Annotated in this window: 15 protein-coding genes; 14 read left to right on the top strand and 1 reads right to left on the bottom strand. The window is 72.9% G+C overall.

Going from position 1 to position 18,592, the window contains the following annotated elements; all coding sequences use genetic code 11:
• Positions 1 to 37 precede the first annotated feature (37 nt).
• The 14 genes from K7B10_RS32000 (at position 38) to K7B10_RS32065 (ending at position 15,626) form a co-directional block, all read left to right on the top strand.
• On the top strand, positions 38 to 778 hold the full coding sequence (locus tag K7B10_RS32000; protein ID WP_229341668.1) for a type 1 glutamine amidotransferase domain-containing protein: 741 nt from the start codon (positions 38 to 40) through the stop codon (positions 776 to 778).
• Positions 779 to 809: 31 nt separating this feature from the next.
• Positions 810 to 2,294 carry an aldehyde dehydrogenase family protein gene (locus tag K7B10_RS32005; protein ID WP_030871708.1) on the top strand — a complete coding sequence of 495 codons (1,485 nt, stop codon included), beginning with the start codon at positions 810 to 812 and terminating at the stop codon, positions 2,292 to 2,294.
• 48 nt (positions 2,295 to 2,342) lie between these two features.
• Positions 2,343 to 2,987: an NADPH-dependent F420 reductase gene (locus K7B10_RS32010; RefSeq protein WP_229341671.1), complete on the top strand. Its 645-nt coding sequence runs from the start codon at positions 2,343 to 2,345 to the stop codon at positions 2,985 to 2,987.
• A complete protein-coding gene (locus K7B10_RS32015) occupies positions 2,972 to 3,544 on the top strand; it encodes a (2Fe-2S)-binding protein (protein WP_229341673.1) in 573 nt (190 codons plus the stop codon). The genes K7B10_RS32010 and K7B10_RS32015 overlap by 16 nt, the downstream gene beginning before the upstream one ends.
• Before the next feature lie 5 nt (positions 3,545 to 3,549).
• Positions 3,550 to 5,955 carry a xanthine dehydrogenase family protein molybdopterin-binding subunit gene (locus K7B10_RS32020; RefSeq protein ID WP_229341675.1) on the top strand — a complete coding sequence of 802 codons (2,406 nt, stop codon included), beginning with the start codon at positions 3,550 to 3,552 and terminating at the stop codon, positions 5,953 to 5,955.
• Entirely contained in the window at positions 5,952 to 6,776 is an 825-nt protein-coding gene (locus tag K7B10_RS32025) for an FAD binding domain-containing protein (RefSeq protein ID WP_229341687.1), read from the top strand. The genes K7B10_RS32020 and K7B10_RS32025 overlap by 4 nt, the downstream gene beginning before the upstream one ends.
• Before the next feature lie 25 nt (positions 6,777 to 6,801).
• A complete protein-coding gene (locus K7B10_RS32030) occupies positions 6,802 to 8,064 on the top strand; it encodes an MFS transporter (protein WP_229341690.1) in 1,263 nt (420 codons plus the stop codon).
• Entirely contained in the window at positions 8,061 to 9,563 is a 1,503-nt protein-coding gene (locus tag K7B10_RS32035; RefSeq protein ID WP_229341697.1) for an ATP-binding protein, read from the top strand. The genes K7B10_RS32030 and K7B10_RS32035 overlap by 4 nt, the downstream gene beginning before the upstream one ends.
• A gap of 12 nt (positions 9,564 to 9,575) precedes the next feature.
• Positions 9,576 to 9,917 (top strand): nuclear transport factor 2 family protein, encoded by a 342-nt coding sequence (locus K7B10_RS32040; protein ID WP_229341699.1) that lies wholly within the window; start codon positions 9,576 to 9,578, stop codon positions 9,915 to 9,917.
• Between the two features lie 128 nt (positions 9,918 to 10,045).
• Complete coding sequence (locus K7B10_RS32045) at positions 10,046 to 10,693, top strand: TMEM175 family protein (RefSeq protein ID WP_229341701.1); 648 nt, start codon at positions 10,046 to 10,048, stop codon at positions 10,691 to 10,693.
• A 71-nt stretch (positions 10,694 to 10,764) separates the two neighbouring features.
• Positions 10,765 to 12,090, top strand: a complete 1,326-nt coding sequence (locus K7B10_RS32050; RefSeq protein ID WP_229341703.1) for an IS701 family transposase — start codon at positions 10,765 to 10,767, stop codon at positions 12,088 to 12,090.
• Complete coding sequence (locus tag K7B10_RS32055; protein ID WP_229341705.1) at positions 12,090 to 13,229, top strand: XdhC family protein; 1,140 nt, start codon at positions 12,090 to 12,092, stop codon at positions 13,227 to 13,229. The genes K7B10_RS32050 and K7B10_RS32055 overlap by 1 nt, the downstream gene beginning before the upstream one ends.
• A 165-nt stretch (positions 13,230 to 13,394) precedes the next feature.
• Positions 13,395 to 14,837 carry a GuaB1 family IMP dehydrogenase-related protein gene (locus K7B10_RS32060; RefSeq protein ID WP_229341715.1) on the top strand — a complete coding sequence of 481 codons (1,443 nt, stop codon included), beginning with the start codon at positions 13,395 to 13,397 and terminating at the stop codon, positions 14,835 to 14,837.
• Between the two features lie 207 nt (positions 14,838 to 15,044).
• A complete protein-coding gene (locus K7B10_RS32065; protein ID WP_229341717.1) occupies positions 15,045 to 15,626 on the top strand; it encodes a sigma-70 family RNA polymerase sigma factor in 582 nt (193 codons plus the stop codon).
• Here K7B10_RS32065 and K7B10_RS41385 read toward each other — a convergent pair.
• A complete protein-coding gene (locus K7B10_RS41385; protein ID WP_308284654.1) occupies positions 15,560 to 18,547 on the bottom strand; it encodes a LuxR C-terminal-related transcriptional regulator in 2,988 nt (995 codons plus the stop codon). The two genes, K7B10_RS32065 and K7B10_RS41385, sit on opposite strands and share 67 nt — an antisense overlap.
• Positions 18,548 to 18,592: the final 45 nt, after the last annotated feature.

Genomic DNA, 18,592 nt, shown 5'->3' on the forward strand with positions numbered 1-18,592 from the left:
TTGAATCGGCAGCGATTCCAGAACAAGGAGAGAAGTCATGAAGATTCTCGTCGTCATGACGGCCAAGGCAACGCTCCACCTGTTGGACGGGGAACAGCACCCCTCGGGTTTCTGGGCCGAGGAATTCGTCGTTCCCTACACCCTCTTCAAGGCCGCAGGCCACACCGTGGACGTGGCGACGATCGGGGGCCGGGCCCCCACGGTCGACCAGACCAGCATCGACCCCCAGTTCCTCCGGTGGGTCCGCCCCGAGGGCTCGCCCGACGAGGACGCGGCCAACGCCGCCGAGTACGTGAGAGTCGTCGAGAGCACGCCCCAGCTCAAGAACCCCATCGCCCTGGAATCCCTGGGCGAGAAGGACATCGCCGAGTACGACGGCATCTACGTCAGCGGCGGGCACGGCGCGATCGGGGACCTGCCCCACTCCGACGAGCTCGCCCAGATCCTGCGCTGGGCCATCGCCCAGGACAAGCCGCTCGCCACCGTCTGCCACGGCCACACCTCGCTGCTCGCACTGCGCGACGGCGAAGGCCACTGGCCGTTCGAGGGTTACCGGATGACGGCCTTCTCGCACAGCGAGGAGATGGTCACCAACATGGCCGGCCGCCTCCCGCTCATCCTCGAGGCCGAGCTCACCCGGCTCGGGGCGCGCTACGAGAAGGCCGAGAAGATCTGGGACTCGCACGTGGTCGTGGACCGCAGGCTCACCACCGGCCAGAACCCGTACTCCTCCAAGGCCCTTGCCGAGACGTTCCTGACACAGCTCGCCAAGGGATAGACCGCCCCCCATCCGACACCGGAAGGCAGCCATGACCAAGCGCGCGCTCAGCGACCAGCCCTTGGCCAACCCCGGGAAGCTGTTCATCGGCGGCACATGGGTCTCGGCCCAGGACGGCCGTACCGAGCCGGACATCAGCCCCGTGGACGGACAGGAGATCGTACCGGTGGCCCAGGCCGCCGCCGCGGACGCGGACGCGGCCGTCGCCGCCGCCCGCCAGGCGTACGAGGAAGGTCCCTGGAGCAGACTGTCCGCCCAGGAACGCGCGCTGCGTCTGAACCGGGTCGGCGAGCTCATCGAGCGCGACCTGGAGGAGATCGCCCTGCTGGAGACGGTGGACATGGGCAAGCCGTTCGCCTTCTCCAGCACGGTCGACGCCCCCATGGCCGCCCAGCTCATGCACTACTACGCCGGCGCGGTCACCCGGGTCGACGGCTCCTCGCGGGCCCCGGCCGGCGGGCAGCTCGCGTACACCCTGCGCGAGCCGCTGGGCGTGGTCTGCGCCATCACCCCGTTCAACTTCCCGCTGCTGCTGTCGATGACGAAGATCGCACCGGCACTGGCGGCGGGCAACACGGTCGTCCACAAGCCCTCCCCGGCCACCCCGCTCACCGCGCTGAAGATCGCCGAGCTCTTCCAGGAGGCGGAGATCCCGGACGGCGTGCTGAACGTCATCACCGGTCCGGGAGTGGAACTGGGCGAGACCCTCACCGGCCACCCCGACATCGACAAGATCGCCTTCACCGGCTCCACCGCGGTCGGCCAGACGATCATCCGCAAGTCGGCCGGCACCCTGAAGAAGGTGACGATGGAGCTCGGCGGCAAGTCCGCCAACATCGTCTTCGCCGACGCCGACCTGGACGCCGCCGAGGAACTCGCCTTCTTCGGCATCTACTACAACAAGGGCGAGATCTGCACCGCCGGCTCGCGCCTGCTGCTCCAGCGCCCCATCCACGACGAACTGGTCGAACGCCTGGTGAGCCGGGCCGCGGCCCTCAAGCCCGGCGACCCGCGCGACCCGGAGACCCTGTTCGGGCCGCTGGCCCACCGCGGCCAGTTCGAGAAGGTCAGCTCGTACATCGAGGTCGGCGAGAAGGAAGGCGCGATCCTGCGCACCGGCGGCACCGGCTGGACCCCGGAAGGGGCCTCCAGCCAGGGCCTGTACTTCCTGCCGACGATCTTCACCGGAGTCGACAACGGCATGCGGATCGCCCAGGAGGAGATCTTCGGCCCGGTCCTGTCGATCATCCCCTTCGACACCGAGGAAGACGCGATCCGGATCGCCAACGACAGCGCGTACGGGCTCGCCGCGGGCGTCCACACCAAGGACCTGCGGCGTGCCCACCGGGTGGCCTCCCAGATCAAGGCCGGCACGGTCTGGGTGAATTGCTACAACCAGTACGACCCCTCCGTGCCGTACGGCGGCTACAAGGCCTCCGGATACGGGCGCGAGTGCGGACCGGAATCCCTCGAGAGCTACACGCAGACTAAGTCGGTCTGGATCGGCATGGACTGAGCGCCCGACCGGCAGACCGACCGAGCGACCGACGGAGTAGGAGCGGCAATGCGCACAGGCATCATCGGGACCGGGCGGATCGGTTCCACCCTCGCGCGGATCCTGGTGGCGGCCGGGCACGAGGTCGTACTGGCCAACGCCCGCGGACCCCGGTCGATCGGCCCCTTACTGGCCGAACTGGGCCCGGCGGCCTCGGCGGCGCACCCCGCCGAGACCGCCGGCCAGGCCGAACTGCTGGTGCTGATGGTGCCGTACGCGAGCGTCCAGGGGCTCCTGCCGTCCGCGGCCGTACAGGACAAGGTGCTGGTGGACGCCACGAACGCGTTCGGCGGCGGCGGCGAGCCCCTGGACCTGGGCGGCCGCGCCTCCAGCGAACTGGTCGCCGAGTGGTATCCCGGCGCCCGCGTCGTGAAATCCCTGAACACCATGCATTTCGAGACACTCGCCGTCGCTGGGGGCACCTCCCGGACGAAGTCCAGGGGGAGCGCGTCCGAGGACGAACGCCTGGCCCATTTCACGGCGGGCGACGACGAGAAGGCGAAGGAAATCGTCGCGGGAATCATCGCGGATTTGGGATTCGCGCCCGTCGACACCGGCTCGCTGCACTCCGGGGGAATTCTCCAGCAGCCCGGCGGGCCCCTTTTCAACCGGCCGCTCACGGAAGCGCAGGCGCTGGCATGGACCTCTCACTGAACGTGAACGGAAGACCCGAGCAGTTCTCGGCCGAGCCGAACGAACTGCTGGTGGAACGGCTCCGCGACGGCCTCGGGCTGACCGGCACCAAGGTCGGCTGCGACACCGGCCAGTGCGGCACCTGCGTCGTCCGGCTCGACGGACGCTCCGTCAAGAGCTGCCTGATCCTCACCGCGTCGGCCGCCGGCTCCCGGGTGACCACCATCGAGGGGGTCACCACCCGCGGCGGCGAACTCAGCGGCCTCCAGGAGGCCCTGCGCCAGGAGCACGGGACCCAGTGCGGGTTCTGCACCCCCGGCATGGTGATGGCCCTCGGCGAACTCGTCGAGAACACCGCGGACCGCGAGGCGCCCACCGAGCCCGAGATCCGCGAGTGGCTCACCGGCAACCTGTGCCGTTGCACCGGCTACCACAGCGTCGTACGGGGCGTGCAGCGCGCCTGCTCCGCCGCCCGGACCGGGATACCCGAGGAGATCAGCGGGAGCGCCGCCGTCTCCGCGTCCGCCGGGTCCGAGCCGGCGTCCGTGTCCGCCTCCGCGTCCGGCCAGGAGGGGTGAGGCAGATGACCGCAGTGACGGGGGAGGCACCCCTCCAGGGACCGGGCCTGCTCGGCCGGCCGCTGGACGCCCGCGAGGATCCGCAGCTGCTGCGCGGCGAGGCCACGTACGTGGCCGACATCGACCTGCCGGGCACCGCCCACATGGCGATCCTCGGCAGCCCGGTCGCCCATGCGAAGATCCTGTCCATCGAGACCAAGGCCGCGGAGCAGATGCCCGGCGTGCTGAAGGTGGCCACGGCGGCCGACTTCACCGACGTGATGCCACTGCCCTGCATCTGGATCCCCGGCGGGGTCGAGAGCCACTTCCCGCCCCACCCCTACGGACTTCCCGGCGCCCGCCCGGTCCTGACCGGAGACGCCGTCCGGCACGTCGGCGACCCGATCGCCGTGGTCGTCGCCGAGACCCCGCGCCAGGCCGCCGCCGCGCTGGCCGCCATCGCCGTCGAGTACGAACCGCTGCCCGTGGTCACCCGGGCCGACGCGGCACTCGCCGAAGGCGCACCCCAGCTGCACGAGGCCGTACCCGGCAACCTGAACGCCTACTGGACCTGCGGCGACAAGGACCGCACCGAAGCGGCCCTCGCCGAGGCCGAGGTCAAGGTGGAGCTGGACCTGGTCAACCAGCGCACGATCAACAGCCCCATCGAGCCGCGCGGCGCCGTCGGCGACTACAACGCCGCCACCGACGAGTACACGCTCTACGCCTCCACCCAGGGCCCGCACAACCACCGCTTCCTGCTCGCCGCGCTGGTCCTCGGCATCCCGTTCAACAAACTCCGGGTGATCGCCCCGACCGTCGGCGGCAGCTTCGGCACCAAGGGGTACCTCTACCCCGACATGGCGCTGGTCCTGCTGCTCTCCAAGGCGCTCGGCCGGCCCGTGAAGTGGGTGGACACCCGCACCGGGCTGATGAACTCCACGGTCCAGGGCCGCGACCACCGCCAGCACGTGGTGCTCTCCGGCACCCGCGACGGCCGGATGACCGGCCTGTGGGCCACCAGCTACGCCAACCTCGGCGCGTACCCCTCCACCATCGGCCCCGGTGTCGCCACCGCCCTGATGGGACGCTCCATCAGCGGCATGTACGACATCCCGGCGGCCTTCTGCGAGGTGTACGCCGCCTTCACCAACACCGTCCCGCTCGGCGCCCAGCGCGGCAGCGGGCGCGCCGAGGCGGCCTTCCTGATGGAGCGGCTCGTCGACCGGTTCGCCTCCGAGATCGGCATGGACCCGGCCGCCGTCCGGCGCAAGAACCTGGTGCCGAACGAGAAGTTCCCGTACGACAACGGCCTCGGCTGGACGTACGACTCCGGGGACTACCGGCTGAACTTCGACAAGGCGATGGAGCTGTCCGGCTACGCCGACATGCCCGCCCGCAAGGCCGAGGCCCGCACCCGCGGCAAGCGGCTCGGCGTGGGCATCGCCACCTACGTCGCGATCTGCGGGGTCGGACCCTCCACCCGGATGTCCCAGGAGGGCATGCTCGGCGGCACCTGGGAGAGCGCGAACATCCGCGTCCACCCGACCGGCGAGGTGGCCGTCACCGTGGGCTCCGCCTCCACCGGCCAGAGCCACCACACGGTCTTCGCGCAGGTCGCCGCCGACGAGCTCGAGATCGACCCGGCCCTGGTCCAGGTGTACGAGGGCGACACGCTCAAGGCACCGTACGGGCAGGGCACGTACGGATCGCGCTCCTACAGCATGGCCGCGCCCGCCGTCGCCCTCACGGCCCGGAAGGTCAAGGCCAAGCTGGTCAAGGCCGGGGCCGTCTTCCTCGGCGTTCCCGAGGAGAAGGTCGTCTACGCGGGCGGGAAGGTCTACGAGGAGGGCAACGAGGAGAACGCCAAGACCTTCTCCGAGATGGCGATGGCCATGTGGTACGGCTGGGGGCTGCCCCACGAGATCGAACCCGCCATCGACGAGACCACCCACTTCGACCCGCCGGACTTCAACTACCCCTTCGGCACGCACGTCGCCGTCGTCGAGGTCGACGAACTCACCGGCGAGACCGCGGTGGTGGCGTACACCGCCGTCGACGACGCCGGCCACATCGGCAACCCGAAGATCGTCCTCGGACAGATCGAGGGCAGCATCACGCACGGCCTGGGCCAGGCGCTGATGGAGGCCGCCGTATACGACGAACAGGGGCAGCTGCTCAGCTCCGACCTGACCCGCTACGCCCTGCCGCGCGCCGCGGACGTGCCGTTCTTCACGCTCGGCAAGACCACCACGCCGACCCCGCACAATCCACTGGGCGCCAAGGGCGCCGGTGAGATCGCCACCGTGCCGCCCGCCGCCGCCGTCGTCAACGCGGTCGTCGACGCCCTGTCCGACCTGGGCGTACAGCACATCGACATGCCGCTCACCCCCGAGAAGGTCTGGCGCCGTCTGAGAGGGGAAGCCCAGTGATCCTCGCCGAGTTCGACTACGTCCGGCCCGTCGGCCTCGAAGAGGCCCTGACCCTGCTCTCCGGCACCCGGGGCTCCCGGGTGCTGGCCGGCGGCCAGAGCCTGCTGCCCGGGCTGCGCACCGGGGAGGACACCGCCCGGCTGCTCGTCGACGTACGCCACCTCGAAGAGCTCCGCGGCATCGACCGGACGGCCGACGGGATCCGGATCGGCGCACTGACCACGCTCGCCGAGCTGGCCGACCACCCGGTGGTCCTCGCCGAGGCCCCGGAAGTGGCGGCCGCCGCCCGGGCCAACGGGGACCCCCAGGTCCGCAACCTCGGCACCGCGGGTGGGAACCTCGCCGCCGCGGGACGCGCCACCGACCTGCCGGTCGCGGCCATCGCCGCGGACGCCGAGGTCGAACTGGCCGGACCCGGCGGGCGGTGGACCGTGCCCGCCGAAGAGTTCGCGGTCTCCGGGGCGCCGGCCGCGGCCGTGGTCACCGCACTGCTGGTGCCCGCCGCCGGGCGGGCCGCCGCCTTCGAGAAGACCGCCGACCGGGCCACCCGCTACCCGGTGTGCGCCACCGCCGTACGGATCACCCCCGGCGGACCGCGCATCGCGGTCACCGGGGCCACCGCCCACCCGCTGCGGCTGCGCGGGGTCGAAGAGCGGCTGCGCGGGGGGCCGTACACGACCGAGGCCGTGCTCGCGGCCTTCCGCGCCGAGCCCAGGGAGCTGTTCGTCCCCGGGCGCGGCACCTCGGCCGAGTACCTCGGCCACCTCGCGGGGGTGCTCGCCGCCCGCGCGCTGCAGAGGGCAGACCAGGCCCTCGCCTGACCGCCCACCACGGGGAGTTGACGCAGTGGCCGAATTGTCCAGGACGACCACGGGGGTTCCGGCCGGGCCGGCCGCCCAGGCGGCCGCGGCCCCCAGAGGCTCCGGCTTCTGGGTGGTCGGGGCGGTGCTCGTCCTGCTGATGCTCTCCTCGTCCGTACCCTCCGCCCTCTACGTGCTCTACCAGGAGAGGTGGGGCCTGTCCTCCGGCACGATCACGGTGGTCTTCGCCCTGTACGCGGTCACCGTGCTGATCGGGCTCCTGCTGTTCGGGTCCCTCTCGGACACCCTGGGCCGGCGCCCCGTGCTGGGTGTCGGCCTGGTCCTGGCGATCGTCTCCATGGGATTGTTCGCCGGGGCCCAGGGGCTCGGGCTGCTGCTCGCCGCCCGCGCCGTACAGGGGCTCGCGGTGGGCCTGGCCACCGGGGCCATGGGCGCCGCCCTGCTCGAACTCGCCCCGCGCTCCCGGCCGGCGCTCGGCGCCCAGGTCAACAGCGCGGGGCCGACGGTGGGCATCGGGCTCGGCGGGATCGGGGCCGGGCTGCTCGTCCAGTACGCGCCCGCCCCGACCGTGCTCAGCTACCTGGTGCTGATCGCCGCCTTCACGGTGACGCTGGTGGGGGTGTTCAGGATGCGTGAGAGCGCTCCCGAGGCCCGCGCCGGCGGCCGGATGCGCATCAGCGCGCGCCGGATCCACGTCCCGGCCGCCGTACGGGGCCGGTTCGCGATCCTCGTCCTGACCATCGTCGCCGTCTGGTCGGTCGGCGGCTTCTACCTCTCGCTCGGGCCGCACCTGGCCCTCTCGCTGCTCGGCAGCTCCAACTACCTGGTCGGCGGGGCCACCGTGGCCCTGCTCGCGGGCGCCGCGACCGCGGCGCAGCTGCTGCTGGGCCGCGTCGAGGCCCTGCGCACCGCGGTCCTCGGGCTGTGCGGGCTGCTGGCCGGGCTGGGCCTGGTCCTGCTCGCGCTGGGCCTGCGCTCGGCCCCCGTGTTCCTCGTGGGGACCGCCGTCCTGGGCGGCGGCTGGGGGGCGGCGTTCCTCGGCTCCTTCCGGGCGCTGAGCTCGCTCGCCGAGCCGGCGCACCGCGGCGAACTGACCGCCGCCGTGTACGTCTTCGCGTACCTCGCGATGAGCGTGCCGGCGGTACTCGCCGGAATGCTCACCAACATCCACGGTCTGCACCGCACCTCGGTGGGCTTCATGGCCGCCGTCGCCGGGGTGTGCGCGCTGGCCCTGCTCGTCACGCTGCGGCTGGCCGCCCGCACCCGGGCCGAAGGGAGCACGACATGAAGGCTGCCGACACCGACCCCGCCGAGCTGCGGTCGTCCCTGCTCGGACTGGAGATCTTCGCCGGGCTCACCGAGGACCAGCTGGACTGGCTGGTCTCCGTCTCCGAGCCCCGGGTCCTCGGCGACGGGGAGGTCCTGTTCCGGGACGGCGAGGAGGCTTCCGGCTTCCACGTCCTGCTGGCGGGTGGGCTGGTCGTCACCAAGGTCGTGGACGGCCGGGAGGAGGTACTGACGCGGCACTCCACCGAGGAGGAGAGCGCCGCCGCCGAGGAGCACGACGGGAAGCCGTCCGCCGCACACCGCTTCACGGGCGAGCTGCCGCTGCTGACGGACGGGGCGTACGTGGCCACCGCCGCGGCGAGCGGACCGGCGACGACCGTCGTCGCGTACCCGAAGCCGGTGTTCTTCGAAATGCTGACCCGCTGCCACGGGGTGGCGGCCGTCCTGATCCCGGTACTGGCCTGGCGGATCAAGTCCTCGGAGGTGCAGGCCCGCAAGCGGGCCACCGTCGAGGCGCTCGGCACCCTGGCCGCCGGCCTCGCGCACGAGCTGAACAACCCGGCGGCCGCCGTGGCCCGGGCCGCGCAGGAGCTGGCGCCGGCCCTGGAGGGGCTCACGAGGACCGCACAGGCCTGGGGCGCCGCGGCGACGGGCGCGGAGCGCTCCGTGCTCGACCGGCTGGCGGAGGAACTCGACAAGCTGCCGCCGCCGGTCACCACCGACCCGTTCGCCCAGGCCGACGCCGAGGAGGAGATCGCCGACTGGGCCGAGCGGGCGGGTACCGAGCGGCCCGGGCTGCTCGGCTCGGGGGTCTCGGACCTCGGGCTGGAACTGGGCTGGCTGCTGGAGCGGCTGGAAGGGATCGGGGAGCCGGCCCTGCCCGCCGCCCTGGACCATCTGGCGGCCCTGCTGGAGATCCGCTCGCTCGCCGCGGAACTGCGTGCCGCCGGTCCCAGGATCTCCCAACTCGTCGCCGCCACCCGGGATTACGCCAATCTCGACCGGGCACCCGAGCAGCGCTTCGCGGTGGCCGACGGGATCGAGAACACGCTGGTCGTCCTGCGGGCCAAGCTCGCCGGGATCACCATCGTGCGCGCGTACGAATCGGACCTGCCCGAACTGACGGGCTATCCGAGCGAGTTGAACCAGGTGTGGACCAACCTGGTCGACAACGCGGCCGAGGCCATGGAGGGTGCCGGCACCCTCACCCTGCGGGTGCGCGCCGAGGGCGTGTGCCTGGTCGTGGAGATCACCGACACCGGGCGGGGCATCCCCGAGGACTCCCTGCCGCGGATCTTCGAGCCCTTCTACACGACCAAGGACGTGGGGAAGGGCACGGGCCTCGGACTGCACCTCAGCTACCGCATCGTGACCCAGCGCCACCACGGATCGATCACCGCCCGCTCGCGTCCGGGCGAGACCCGGATGGTCGTCCGGCTGCCGCTCACCGCGGCCGCCGCCTGCGCCGAAACACCTGATGAACCCACCTCCACCCACTGAAACGGAGTCGACATGGCCACGTACGACCTCTCCAAGCTCCACCCGGTGTTCGTCCGCCAGATGGAGGCGCTGGCCGCCCTGGACATCGAGGCGGTCATGAAGAACTACACCGACGACGCGGTGCTGTTGCGCTTCGAGGGGGCCTCCGTCGGCATCGAAGCCGTGCGGGAGACCTTCACGGGATACCTGACCGTGAAGCCGACCCTGGTGGAGCTCCAGGAGTACATCGAGACCGAGGACACGATCTTCTACCGCGCGATCATGAACCTGAACGGCGAGCCGGAGCACGCGTTCGGGACACTCGTGGTCCGCGATGGCCGGATCTGGCGCCAGACCGCCGGTTTCGGCAGCTGACCAACGATATCTGGGTAGCGTGTGCGGGGAGGGCGAAGGCAGCGCCCTCCCCGCACGTACAAGCCCCTCCGGCGACAGGGACGGCGCCGGTCGGAAGGCTTGGCTTGTGAAATGGCAAAGGGGAGGTCATGGAACGCGAAACCGGGCGGGTCGAGGCATTCAGTGACGGTGTATTCGCCATCGTCATCACGATTCTTGTTCTGGAACTCAAGGTTCCGGAGGAAAAAGGATCGGACTTCTGGCACGGGGTGTCGGAACAGTGGCCGCACTATGCCGCATACGTGGTGAGTTTCCTCATCATCGGCGTGATGTGGGTGAATCACCACACCATCTTCAGTCACCTGAAGCGGGTCGACCGACCACTGTTGTTCCTGAATCTCCTGGTGCTGATGGTGGTATCGGTGATTCCCTACACCACCACCGTGCTGGCCGAGCACCTCGTCGAAGAGGGCGGCTCCGCCAATGCCGCCGCCGTCCTCTACAGTTCGGTCACCGTCGCCTACGCGCTGGCGTTCCTGGCCTTCTGGTGGTACGTCACGCGGGTGGGCCACCTGTTCCACGAGCGGGTGGACAAGGACGGCGCCCGCGCCACCCGCGTGCGCTTCGGTCTCGGCGCCGTGGCCTACCCCTTGACCGTTCTCCTGTCCTTCTTCTCCGCTCCCCTCACTCTCGCCGCACACTTCCTGATCGCTCTCTACTATGCGGCGAACCAGATCCCCATCCCCCTCGTGGTAGAGGAAGAGCGGCTCGAATCTGTGAGCGACCTCAGGAAGTAGCCGCCGGGGCCTACGGCCGTTCTGTACGGTCAAGTAGGGTATTGGATCTAGTGGTCGCGGGGGAGGCCCAGATGGCTCGCGTAGTCACGCCGGAGGATTCCACGAAGGAAATCTCCGAATTGATCGACGTCCTGATCTCTCTTTTCTTCGAATCCTTACCCCGGCGGGACCAGCGAAACTGGGCCCGCGTTTATCTCAACGGCCTGGTGCGGACCAGTGGGAAGAAAACAATCCGTAACATCGCCGGAACGGGCGCCAGTTCCGTCGAGCAGAGCCTCCAGCAGTTCATCAGCAAGTCCCCCTGGGACTGGACCCCGGTGCGCCGCTCCCTCGCCCAGTACCTCGAGCGCACCGCCCAGCGCCCGCTGGCCTGGGTGGTCCAGCCCATGGTCATCGAGAAGGCCGGCGACCGCTCCGTCGGGGTCGGCCGCCAGTTCGTCCCCCAGCTGGGCCGGACCGCCAACTGCCAGCAGGCCAGCGGCATCTGGCTGGCCTCCAGCGAAGCCAGCTTCCCCGTCGAATGGACCCTCACCCTCCCGGGGCCCTGGACGAACGAGCTGATGCGCCGCCGGCGGGCCGGCATCCCCGACACCGCCCGCTCGCTCACCCCCGCCCAGGACGCCGTACACGCCGTCCAGCGGATGGCCGCCACCTGGCAACTCCAGCGCCGGCCCGTGGTGATGGAGGTCGCCAACACCGACATCCCGCAGAGCATCGAGTCCTTCGCCCTGCAGGACATCCCCTTCGTCTTCAAGGTCGACGGCTCGCTGCCCGTCTCCTTCGGCGGCGCCGGCCGGCACAAGCCCGGACCGCACACGGCCCCCGCCCGCGAACTCATCGACTCCCTGCGCTCCCAGCGGCGCGTCGTCGAATGGACCCGGCACGGCCGGGCCGAAGGGGCAGTCACCCTGCTGACCTCGGCCGCCATCCTCGCGACCCCCGGCGAGGACCGCCCCGTACCGATGCCGCCCACCCCGCTGCTGCTCGTCGGCGCCTGGACCGAGGCGGCCCTGCTGCCCTCCGAGTTCTGGATCACCAACATCGGGGACCGGCCGCTGGCCCAGCTCTTCCTGCTCGCCAAACTCACCGACCGGGTATCCCTCGATTTCACCGAGACCTGCGAACCCGTAGGCATCCGTGATTTCGAGGGCCGCTCCTTCCGTGGCTGGCACCACCACGCCACGCTCGCGAGCGTCGCCCACGCGTCGAAACTGCTCAGCGCCCGCGGCCGGGTCCCCGACGTATTCCCCGGCCCCGGCCGGCCCGCCATCGGAGGGGCTCCGGCTCCCCGCCCGCGCACCGCGGGGCCCGGCCCCCTGCCGCGGACCGGGCCGCCCGTGCTGCCGCCGCGGCCGCTGATCCCCGGCCAGAGCGCGAGACGCGAGTACATCCGCTGATGCTCGACATCGCCGAGGAACTACGCGCGTGGTGTGCCGCGCACCGGGAATTCGCCCTGGCCACCGTGGTCGCCGTCACCGGGAGCGCGCCGCGCGGACCGGGCGCCTCGCTCGCCGTCGACGCCGGCGGCACGGCCCTCGGCTCCGTATCCGGCGGCTGCGTGGAATCCGCCGTGCACGAGCTCTGCCTCGACGCCATCACCTCAGGCGAGGGCGGGGTGCACCGCTTCGGATACAGCGACGACGACGCCTTCGCCGTCGGCCTGACCTGCGGGGGAGTCCTGGACGTGCTCGTCACCCCGGTGCGCGGGCACGACCCGGTACGGCCCGTCCTCGGCTCCGTCCTGGAGGCCGCCGCCGGCGGGGCCCGGGCCGCACTGGCCCGGGTGGTCTCCGGCCCGCCGGCACAGCTCGGCCGGGCCCTCGCCGTCCGCCCCGACGGATCGTACGAGGGCTGCCTGGGCGGGGGCGCTGCCCTGGACCGGGCCGCCGCCCTGCACGTACGGGACCTCCTGCTGGCCGGGCGGACCGGTACCGCCGAGCTCGGCACCGCGGGCGGGCTGTGCGGGCAGCCGCTGACGCTGCTGGTCGAGTCCGCCGCCGAACCGCCCCGCCTGATCGTCTACGGGGCCATCGACTTCGCCGCCGCCCTCGCCCGGATCGGGGCCTTCCTGGGGCACCGGGTCACCGTCTGCGACGCCCGGCCCGTCTTCGCCACGCCCGCCCGCTTCCCCGCCGCCGACGAAGTGGTCGTGGACTGGCCGCACCGGCACCTGGCCGCGGAATGGGAGGCGGGCCGGGTGGACTCCCGTACGGCGGTGTGCGTCCTGACCCACGACGCCAAGTTCGACGTACCGCTGCTGGCCCTCGCCCTGCGGATGCCCCTCGGCTACGTCGGGGCCATGGGATCACGGCGCACGCACGCCGCGCGCGAGCAGCGGCTGCGCGAGGAGGGGGTGCCGCAGGCCGCACTCGCCCGTTTGCGCTCGCCCATAGGGCTGGATCTCGGAGGCGCCACGCCCGAGGAGACGGCCCTGTCGATCGCCGCCGAGTTCACCGCGGCCCGGTACGGAGGATCGGTCCTGCCCCTGGCGCACCGGCCCGGTCCGGTGCATCGTGAGAGGACCAAGGTCCCGTGAGACAGCCGACCGTCCCGTAGGAACAGACCACACGGCCCGGTATGTCCTGGACGATCAGCCGGGGCGGCATTGATACCGGGCCGTGGGAGAATGAAGTACGTGCGTTTCCCCGGCCGCCCGCCGGGGCCGCAGCCGGATCCTTCGATCGACTGGGATGTTCAGCACGTGCGTTTCCTCAATGACCAGAAGCCGCCGTACGACCTGACGTACGACGATGTGTTCATGGTGCCGAGCCGCTCCGCGGTCGGTTCCCGCCAGGGCGTGGACCTCTCCTCGCCCGACGGCACCGGCACCACCATTCCGCTCGTCGTGGCGAACATGACCGCCATCGCGGGCCGCCGCATGGCCGAGACGGTCGCCCGCCGCGGCGGCATCGTGGTCATCCCGCAGGACATCCCGATCGAGGTCGTCACCGACGTCATCTCCTGGGTGAAGACCCGCCACCACGTGCTCGACACCCCGATCACGCTGGCGCCCACCCAGACCGTCGCCGACGCCCTGTCCCTGCTGCCCAAGCGGGCCCACGGCGCCGGTGTCGTCGTCGACGCCGACGGCCGCCCGGTCGGTGTCGTCACCGACCACGACCTGACCGGCGTGGACCGCTTCACCCAGCTCTCCGAGGTCATGTCGAAGGAGCTCCTGCTCATCGACGCCGACATCGACCCCCGCGAGGCCTTCAACAAGCTCGACGCCGGCCACCGCAAGCTGGCCCCGGCCGTCGACAAGGACGGCAAGCTCGTCGGCCTCCTCACCCGCAAGGGCGCGCTGCGCGCGACCCTCTACACCCCGGCCACCGACGCCGACGGCAAGCTGCGCATCGCCGCGGCCGTCGGCATCAACGGCGACTTCGTGCAGAAGGCCAAGCAGCTGCTCGACGCGGGCGTGGACACGCTCGTCATCGACACGGCCCACGGCCACCAGGAGTCGATGATCAACGCGATCAAGGCCGTGCGCGCGCTGGACCCGCACGTCCCGATCGTGGCGGGCAACATCGTCGCCGCCGAGGGCGTCAAGGACCTCATCGAGGCCGGCGCGGACATCATCAAGGTCGGTGTGGGCCCCGGCGCCATGTGCACCACCCGCATGATGACCGGCGTGGGCCGCCCGCAGTTCTCCGCGGTGCTGGAGTGCGCGGCGGAGGCGAAGAAGCACGGCAAGCACGTGTGGGCCGACGGCGGCGTCCGTCACCCGCGCGACGTGGCGATGGCGCTGGCCGCCGGCGCGTCGAACGTGATGATCGGCTCCTGGTTCGCCGGGACGTACGAGTCCCCGGGCGACCTGCAGCAGTCCGCCGACGGGCGCTTCTACAAGGAGTCGTTCGGCATGGCGTCGGCGCGCGCCGTGCAGAACCGCACCTCCGAGGAGTCCGCGTACGACCGGGCCCGCAAGGGCCTGTTCGAGGAGGGCATCTCCACCTCGCGGATGTTCCTGGACCCGGCCCGTCCGGGCGTCGAGGACCTGATCGACTCGATCATCGCCGGCGTCCGCTCCTCCTGCACCTACGCGGGCGCGGGCTCCCTCGCGGAGTTCGAGGAGAAGGCCGTGGTCGGCGTCCAGTCGGCGGCCGGCTACGCCGAGGGCAAGCCCCTCCACGCCAGCTGGAGCTAGTTCCCGCTTCCCGCTTTCCCGGTGGCCCCGGGCCCGTCCTCCGCGGACGTGGCCCGGGGCCACCGGCGCGTCCGGGAGACCGTTCGGCGAACCGTTCGACCGGTCGGCGCAGGTGGCGGACGGATACGCCATGCGGCGGATAACTCCGGGCGCCGGGTCCGTCACGCTCGGGTCATCCGACCCGGAACGACCCGGAAGGGGCACCCCGTGACCACGACCCTCTGCCGCCGGACCGACGCCCGCACCCTCGCGCGACTGCACAGCGAACACGGCAAGGCCCTCTACGGCTTCCTCCTCGGCCTCACCTTCGGCGACCGCCACCGGGCCGAGGACCTCCTCCAGGAGACGTTCTTCCGCGCCTGGAAACACCCCGAGGTACTGGAGAGCGACCACGCGTCCCTGCGCCCCTGGCTCTACACCGTCGGCCGGCGCCTGGCCATCGACGCCCGGCGGGCCCGCCTGGTCCGCCCCGCCGAGGTCGGCCCCGATGCCCTCGACGGCCACGCGCCGCTCGCCGACGACGGCACCGAGCAGGCCGTCACCGTCCTCGACGTCCGCGACGCGCTGAGATCCCTCAGCCCCCAGCACCGCGCGGTGCTCGTGCAGATCTACTTCCGAGGGGCCTCGGTCTGCGAGGCCGCCCGGGCGCTCGGAGTCCCCACCGGGACCGTCAAGTCCCGTACGTACTACGCCCTGCGCGCCCTGCGCGAGGCCATGCCCGGCTACGGCCCGGGCCCCGGCACCGCGCCCGGTGCAGCCTCCGGCCCCGGTCGCCGCGCCGCCGCCTGAGCCGCCACCGCCGCCCGCGAGCGGACCTGGAGCTTCGCCAGGATGTGCGAGACGTGCGTCTGGACCGTCCGCGCGGACAGGAACAGGGCGCTCGCGATCTCCGGGTTGGAGCGGCCCTGCGCGACGAGCAGGGCCACCTTCAGCTCCGCCGGGGTCAGCGCCTCCCACCCGTTGGCCGCCCGCCGCCGCGCCGAGCGGCTGCCGCGCCGCACCCCCAGGCTCCGCAGCCGGGCGTCGGCCCGCGCGATGTCCCACCGCGCGCCCGGCACCGCGTACGCGGCCACCGCTTGCGTCAGCGCCGACCGCGCCGCCGCCAGATCGCCGTGCCAGGCCCGGGCCACCGCCAGGTCCTCCCACGCGTGGCCCAGCACCAGCGGACGCCCGCCGCGCTCCGCACGCTCCAGCGCCCGCCCCAGCAGCCGCGGATCCTGGGCGAACAGGCCCTCGCAGCGCAGCAGCGCCAGCGCCGGGCCCGGGTACTCGGCCAGCGCCGCCGCCGTCCGCCCGCAGGCCGCCACCGCGGCCCGGGCCGTCGCGGTGTCCCCGCACTCCAGGGCGAGCCGGACGATCTCCGACAGCATCCAGGGGCGTTCGTACGCCCTCGCCTCGTCCGGTCCGTCCGCCAGCGCCGGCAGCAGCTCGCGCACCGCGTCGGCCGGGCGGCCGGCCCGCTCCGCCAGCAAGGCCCGGGCCAGCAGGACGTGCCCGCCGTAGCGGCGCGCAGCCGGGGCCGCGAAGGCGTCCGACGGGAGCAGCGCCAGCTCGCCCCGCGCCGCCTCGCGCTCGTCACGATGGCCGTGTACGAGCGCCCGCAGCCCGTGCACCACCACCGGAAGCCAGCCGTCCGAGACCGTCAGCCCGTCCGCCCGGGCCGCTCCCGCGAGCGCGGCGTCCCAGTCGCCGAGCCGGTAGTGGAACTCGGCCTCCAGGGCCTCGGTCACCATCAGCCGCCCCGTCGACCGGGTGGCGAGCGCCAGCTCCCGCGCCTCGCGCAGCGCCGCCGCCACGGGCTGCGGCTCGTCGAACCGCTCATGGCCCTCCGCCTGGTTGGCGAGGAGCAGCAGCCGCATGTCGTTGGCCTCGGGGTCGCGCCGGGCCCAGGCGATCCCCTCGGCGACATGGCGCAGCGACTCCCGGCCGCGGCCCAGGTGGAACAGGGCGAAGGACATCGCGTGGTGGGCCTCGGCCCCGCACAGCGGATCGCCCAGCCGGGCCGCCTCCGCCACCACCGGGCCGGCCAGGACATGGGCCTGGGCCGGGCAGCCCCGTTCGGCCAGGGCCAGCACCCGGCAGGCCTCCAGCCGCAGCCGGAGCGCGGGGGGGTGGACCCGCTCCGCCAGCGCGTCCTCGGTGACGGCCAGCGCCCGGGCCATGTCCCCCTCGATCATCAGCGCCGACACCAGCTTGAAGGCCAGCGCCGCCCGGGCCCCGGGATCGGTGGCCCGCTGGTGCAGGGTGGCCAGCAGCCGCGCCGACTCGGGGCGGCGCAGCATCAGCGCGGCGTCCGCGAGGCTCCCCTCCAGGGCCTCCCGGTCCGCGCGGTCGGCCTGGCCGACGGCCCGCTCCAGCAGTTCGGCGGCCGCTGCGGGCGCCGCCGCGATCAGGGACCGCGCCGCGTCCGCCAGCCAGCGCACTGCCCAGCCGTCCAACGCCCCGCCGGCGAGGAGCTGTTCGGCGGTGCGGGCAGGGTCGTGCCCGGCCTCGGCGAGGGCGAGGGCCGCCTCCTGGTGCAGGGCGGTGCGGGCGGGCCGGGGCAGCGCGGCGTACAGGGCCCGGCGCAGCGCGGGCTGCCGGAAGCGCAGCTGCTCGCCGGTGTCCTCCAACACCCCGGCGAGCAGCGGCTCCTCCAGTTCGGCCAGCACCTCGCGGGCGGACCTGGCCTGTACGAGGGCCAGCTCGCGCGGCGTGAAGGCCGGCCCGAGCAGCGCGGCGTGCCGCAGGGTGGTGTAGGCGGCGCGGGAGAGGTAGCCGAGGCCCCGGGGGAGGGAGTCGGGGGGTCGGGGCAACTCCTCCTCGGGCACGGTCAGTTCGGCGAAGCCACCGAACTCCCGGTCGTCGCCCCGCCCGTTTCCCGGGCCGTCGCCCGGCGGCGCGGGCGGCCCCGGCCGCCCCGGCCGGCCTCCCGGCCCCTCGTCCGGCCGGTCTTCGCAGCCGTCCCCGCGGGTGCCTCCCGTGTCGTCGCCCCGGCGGGGTTCGGGGCCGTCGCGGGTGATCTCGATGAACCCGGCCCAGTGTGCGGTCAGCTCCCGCAGCAGCCCGGGATTGCCGCCGGCCTGCCGGGCGGCCTCCCGTAGCCGTGGGCCGGGCTCCGCGCGCAGCATCCGGCGCAGCGCCTCGGCCGACTCCGGCCCGGTCAGCGGCTCCAGCCGTACGGTGCGGCCGCCCGGGCCCGCTCCCAGGTCGGCGCACAGCTGCTCCACCTCGGGGCGCCGGGGCAGCGGCCTCCGGGTCGCCGCGAGCAGCAGGGGCAGGCGGTCCGCCGACCGGCCCAGGCGCCGCCACAGCAGCAGGCTGGCCGGGTCCGCCCGGTGCAGGTCGTCCAGGACCAGCAGCGTCGGGCCCCGCGCGCACCACTCCTCGACCCCGGACACCAGCAGGTCCGTGGCCGCGAGCCACGCCCCGCCGCCCTGCTCCGGCCGCCGGGCCTCGCGGAGCAGGGCGATCACGGCCGCCCGGCCGGCGCCCCGGGGGTGCAGGCAGTCCAGCGCGGCCCGCAGCGGCAGCTCCGCCGTGAACGGGTCGGCGGCCCCGTAGCGCACCCGGCAGCCCAGCACGGCCGCCTCGGCCAGCGCCTCGCGCACGTACGCCGTCCGGCCCGCGCCGGGCTCGCCCTCCACGATCAGGCGGCCGCCGCGGCCCCGCGCACCGCCGCGCACCCAGTCCCGCAACTCCTCGCGCAGCTGATCCCGCCCGACCCGCACCTCGGCGAACCTCCCAGACCGTTCCCCGGCTGCCACCGGGGGAGA

It is taken from the genome of Streptomyces flavotricini (assembly GCF_020639365.1).
Taxonomy (GTDB): Bacteria; Actinomycetota; Actinomycetes; order Streptomycetales; family Streptomycetaceae; genus Streptomyces; species Streptomyces flavotricini.

Coding starts and splice junctions, on each gene's coding strand:
- K7B10_RS32000 (WP_229341668.1), top strand. CDS start 38: ATGAAGATTCTCGTCGTCATGACGGCCAAGGCAACGCTCCACCTGTTG.
- K7B10_RS32005 (WP_030871708.1), top strand. CDS start 810: ATGACCAAGCGCGCGCTCAGCGACCAGCCCTTGGCCAACCCCGGGAAG.
- K7B10_RS32010 (WP_229341671.1), top strand. CDS start 2,343: ATGCGCACAGGCATCATCGGGACCGGGCGGATCGGTTCCACCCTCGCG.
- K7B10_RS32015 (WP_229341673.1), top strand. CDS start 2,972: ATGGACCTCTCACTGAACGTGAACGGAAGACCCGAGCAGTTCTCGGCC.
- K7B10_RS32020 (WP_229341675.1), top strand. CDS start 3,550: ATGACCGCAGTGACGGGGGAGGCACCCCTCCAGGGACCGGGCCTGCTC.
- K7B10_RS32035 (WP_229341697.1), top strand. CDS start 8,061: ATGAAGGCTGCCGACACCGACCCCGCCGAGCTGCGGTCGTCCCTGCTC.
- K7B10_RS32040 (WP_229341699.1), top strand. CDS start 9,576: ATGGCCACGTACGACCTCTCCAAGCTCCACCCGGTGTTCGTCCGCCAG.
- K7B10_RS32045 (WP_229341701.1), top strand. CDS start 10,046: ATGGAACGCGAAACCGGGCGGGTCGAGGCATTCAGTGACGGTGTATTC.
- K7B10_RS32050 (WP_229341703.1), top strand. CDS start 10,765: ATGGCTCGCGTAGTCACGCCGGAGGATTCCACGAAGGAAATCTCCGAA.
- K7B10_RS32055 (WP_229341705.1), top strand. CDS start 12,090: ATGCTCGACATCGCCGAGGAACTACGCGCGTGGTGTGCCGCGCACCGG.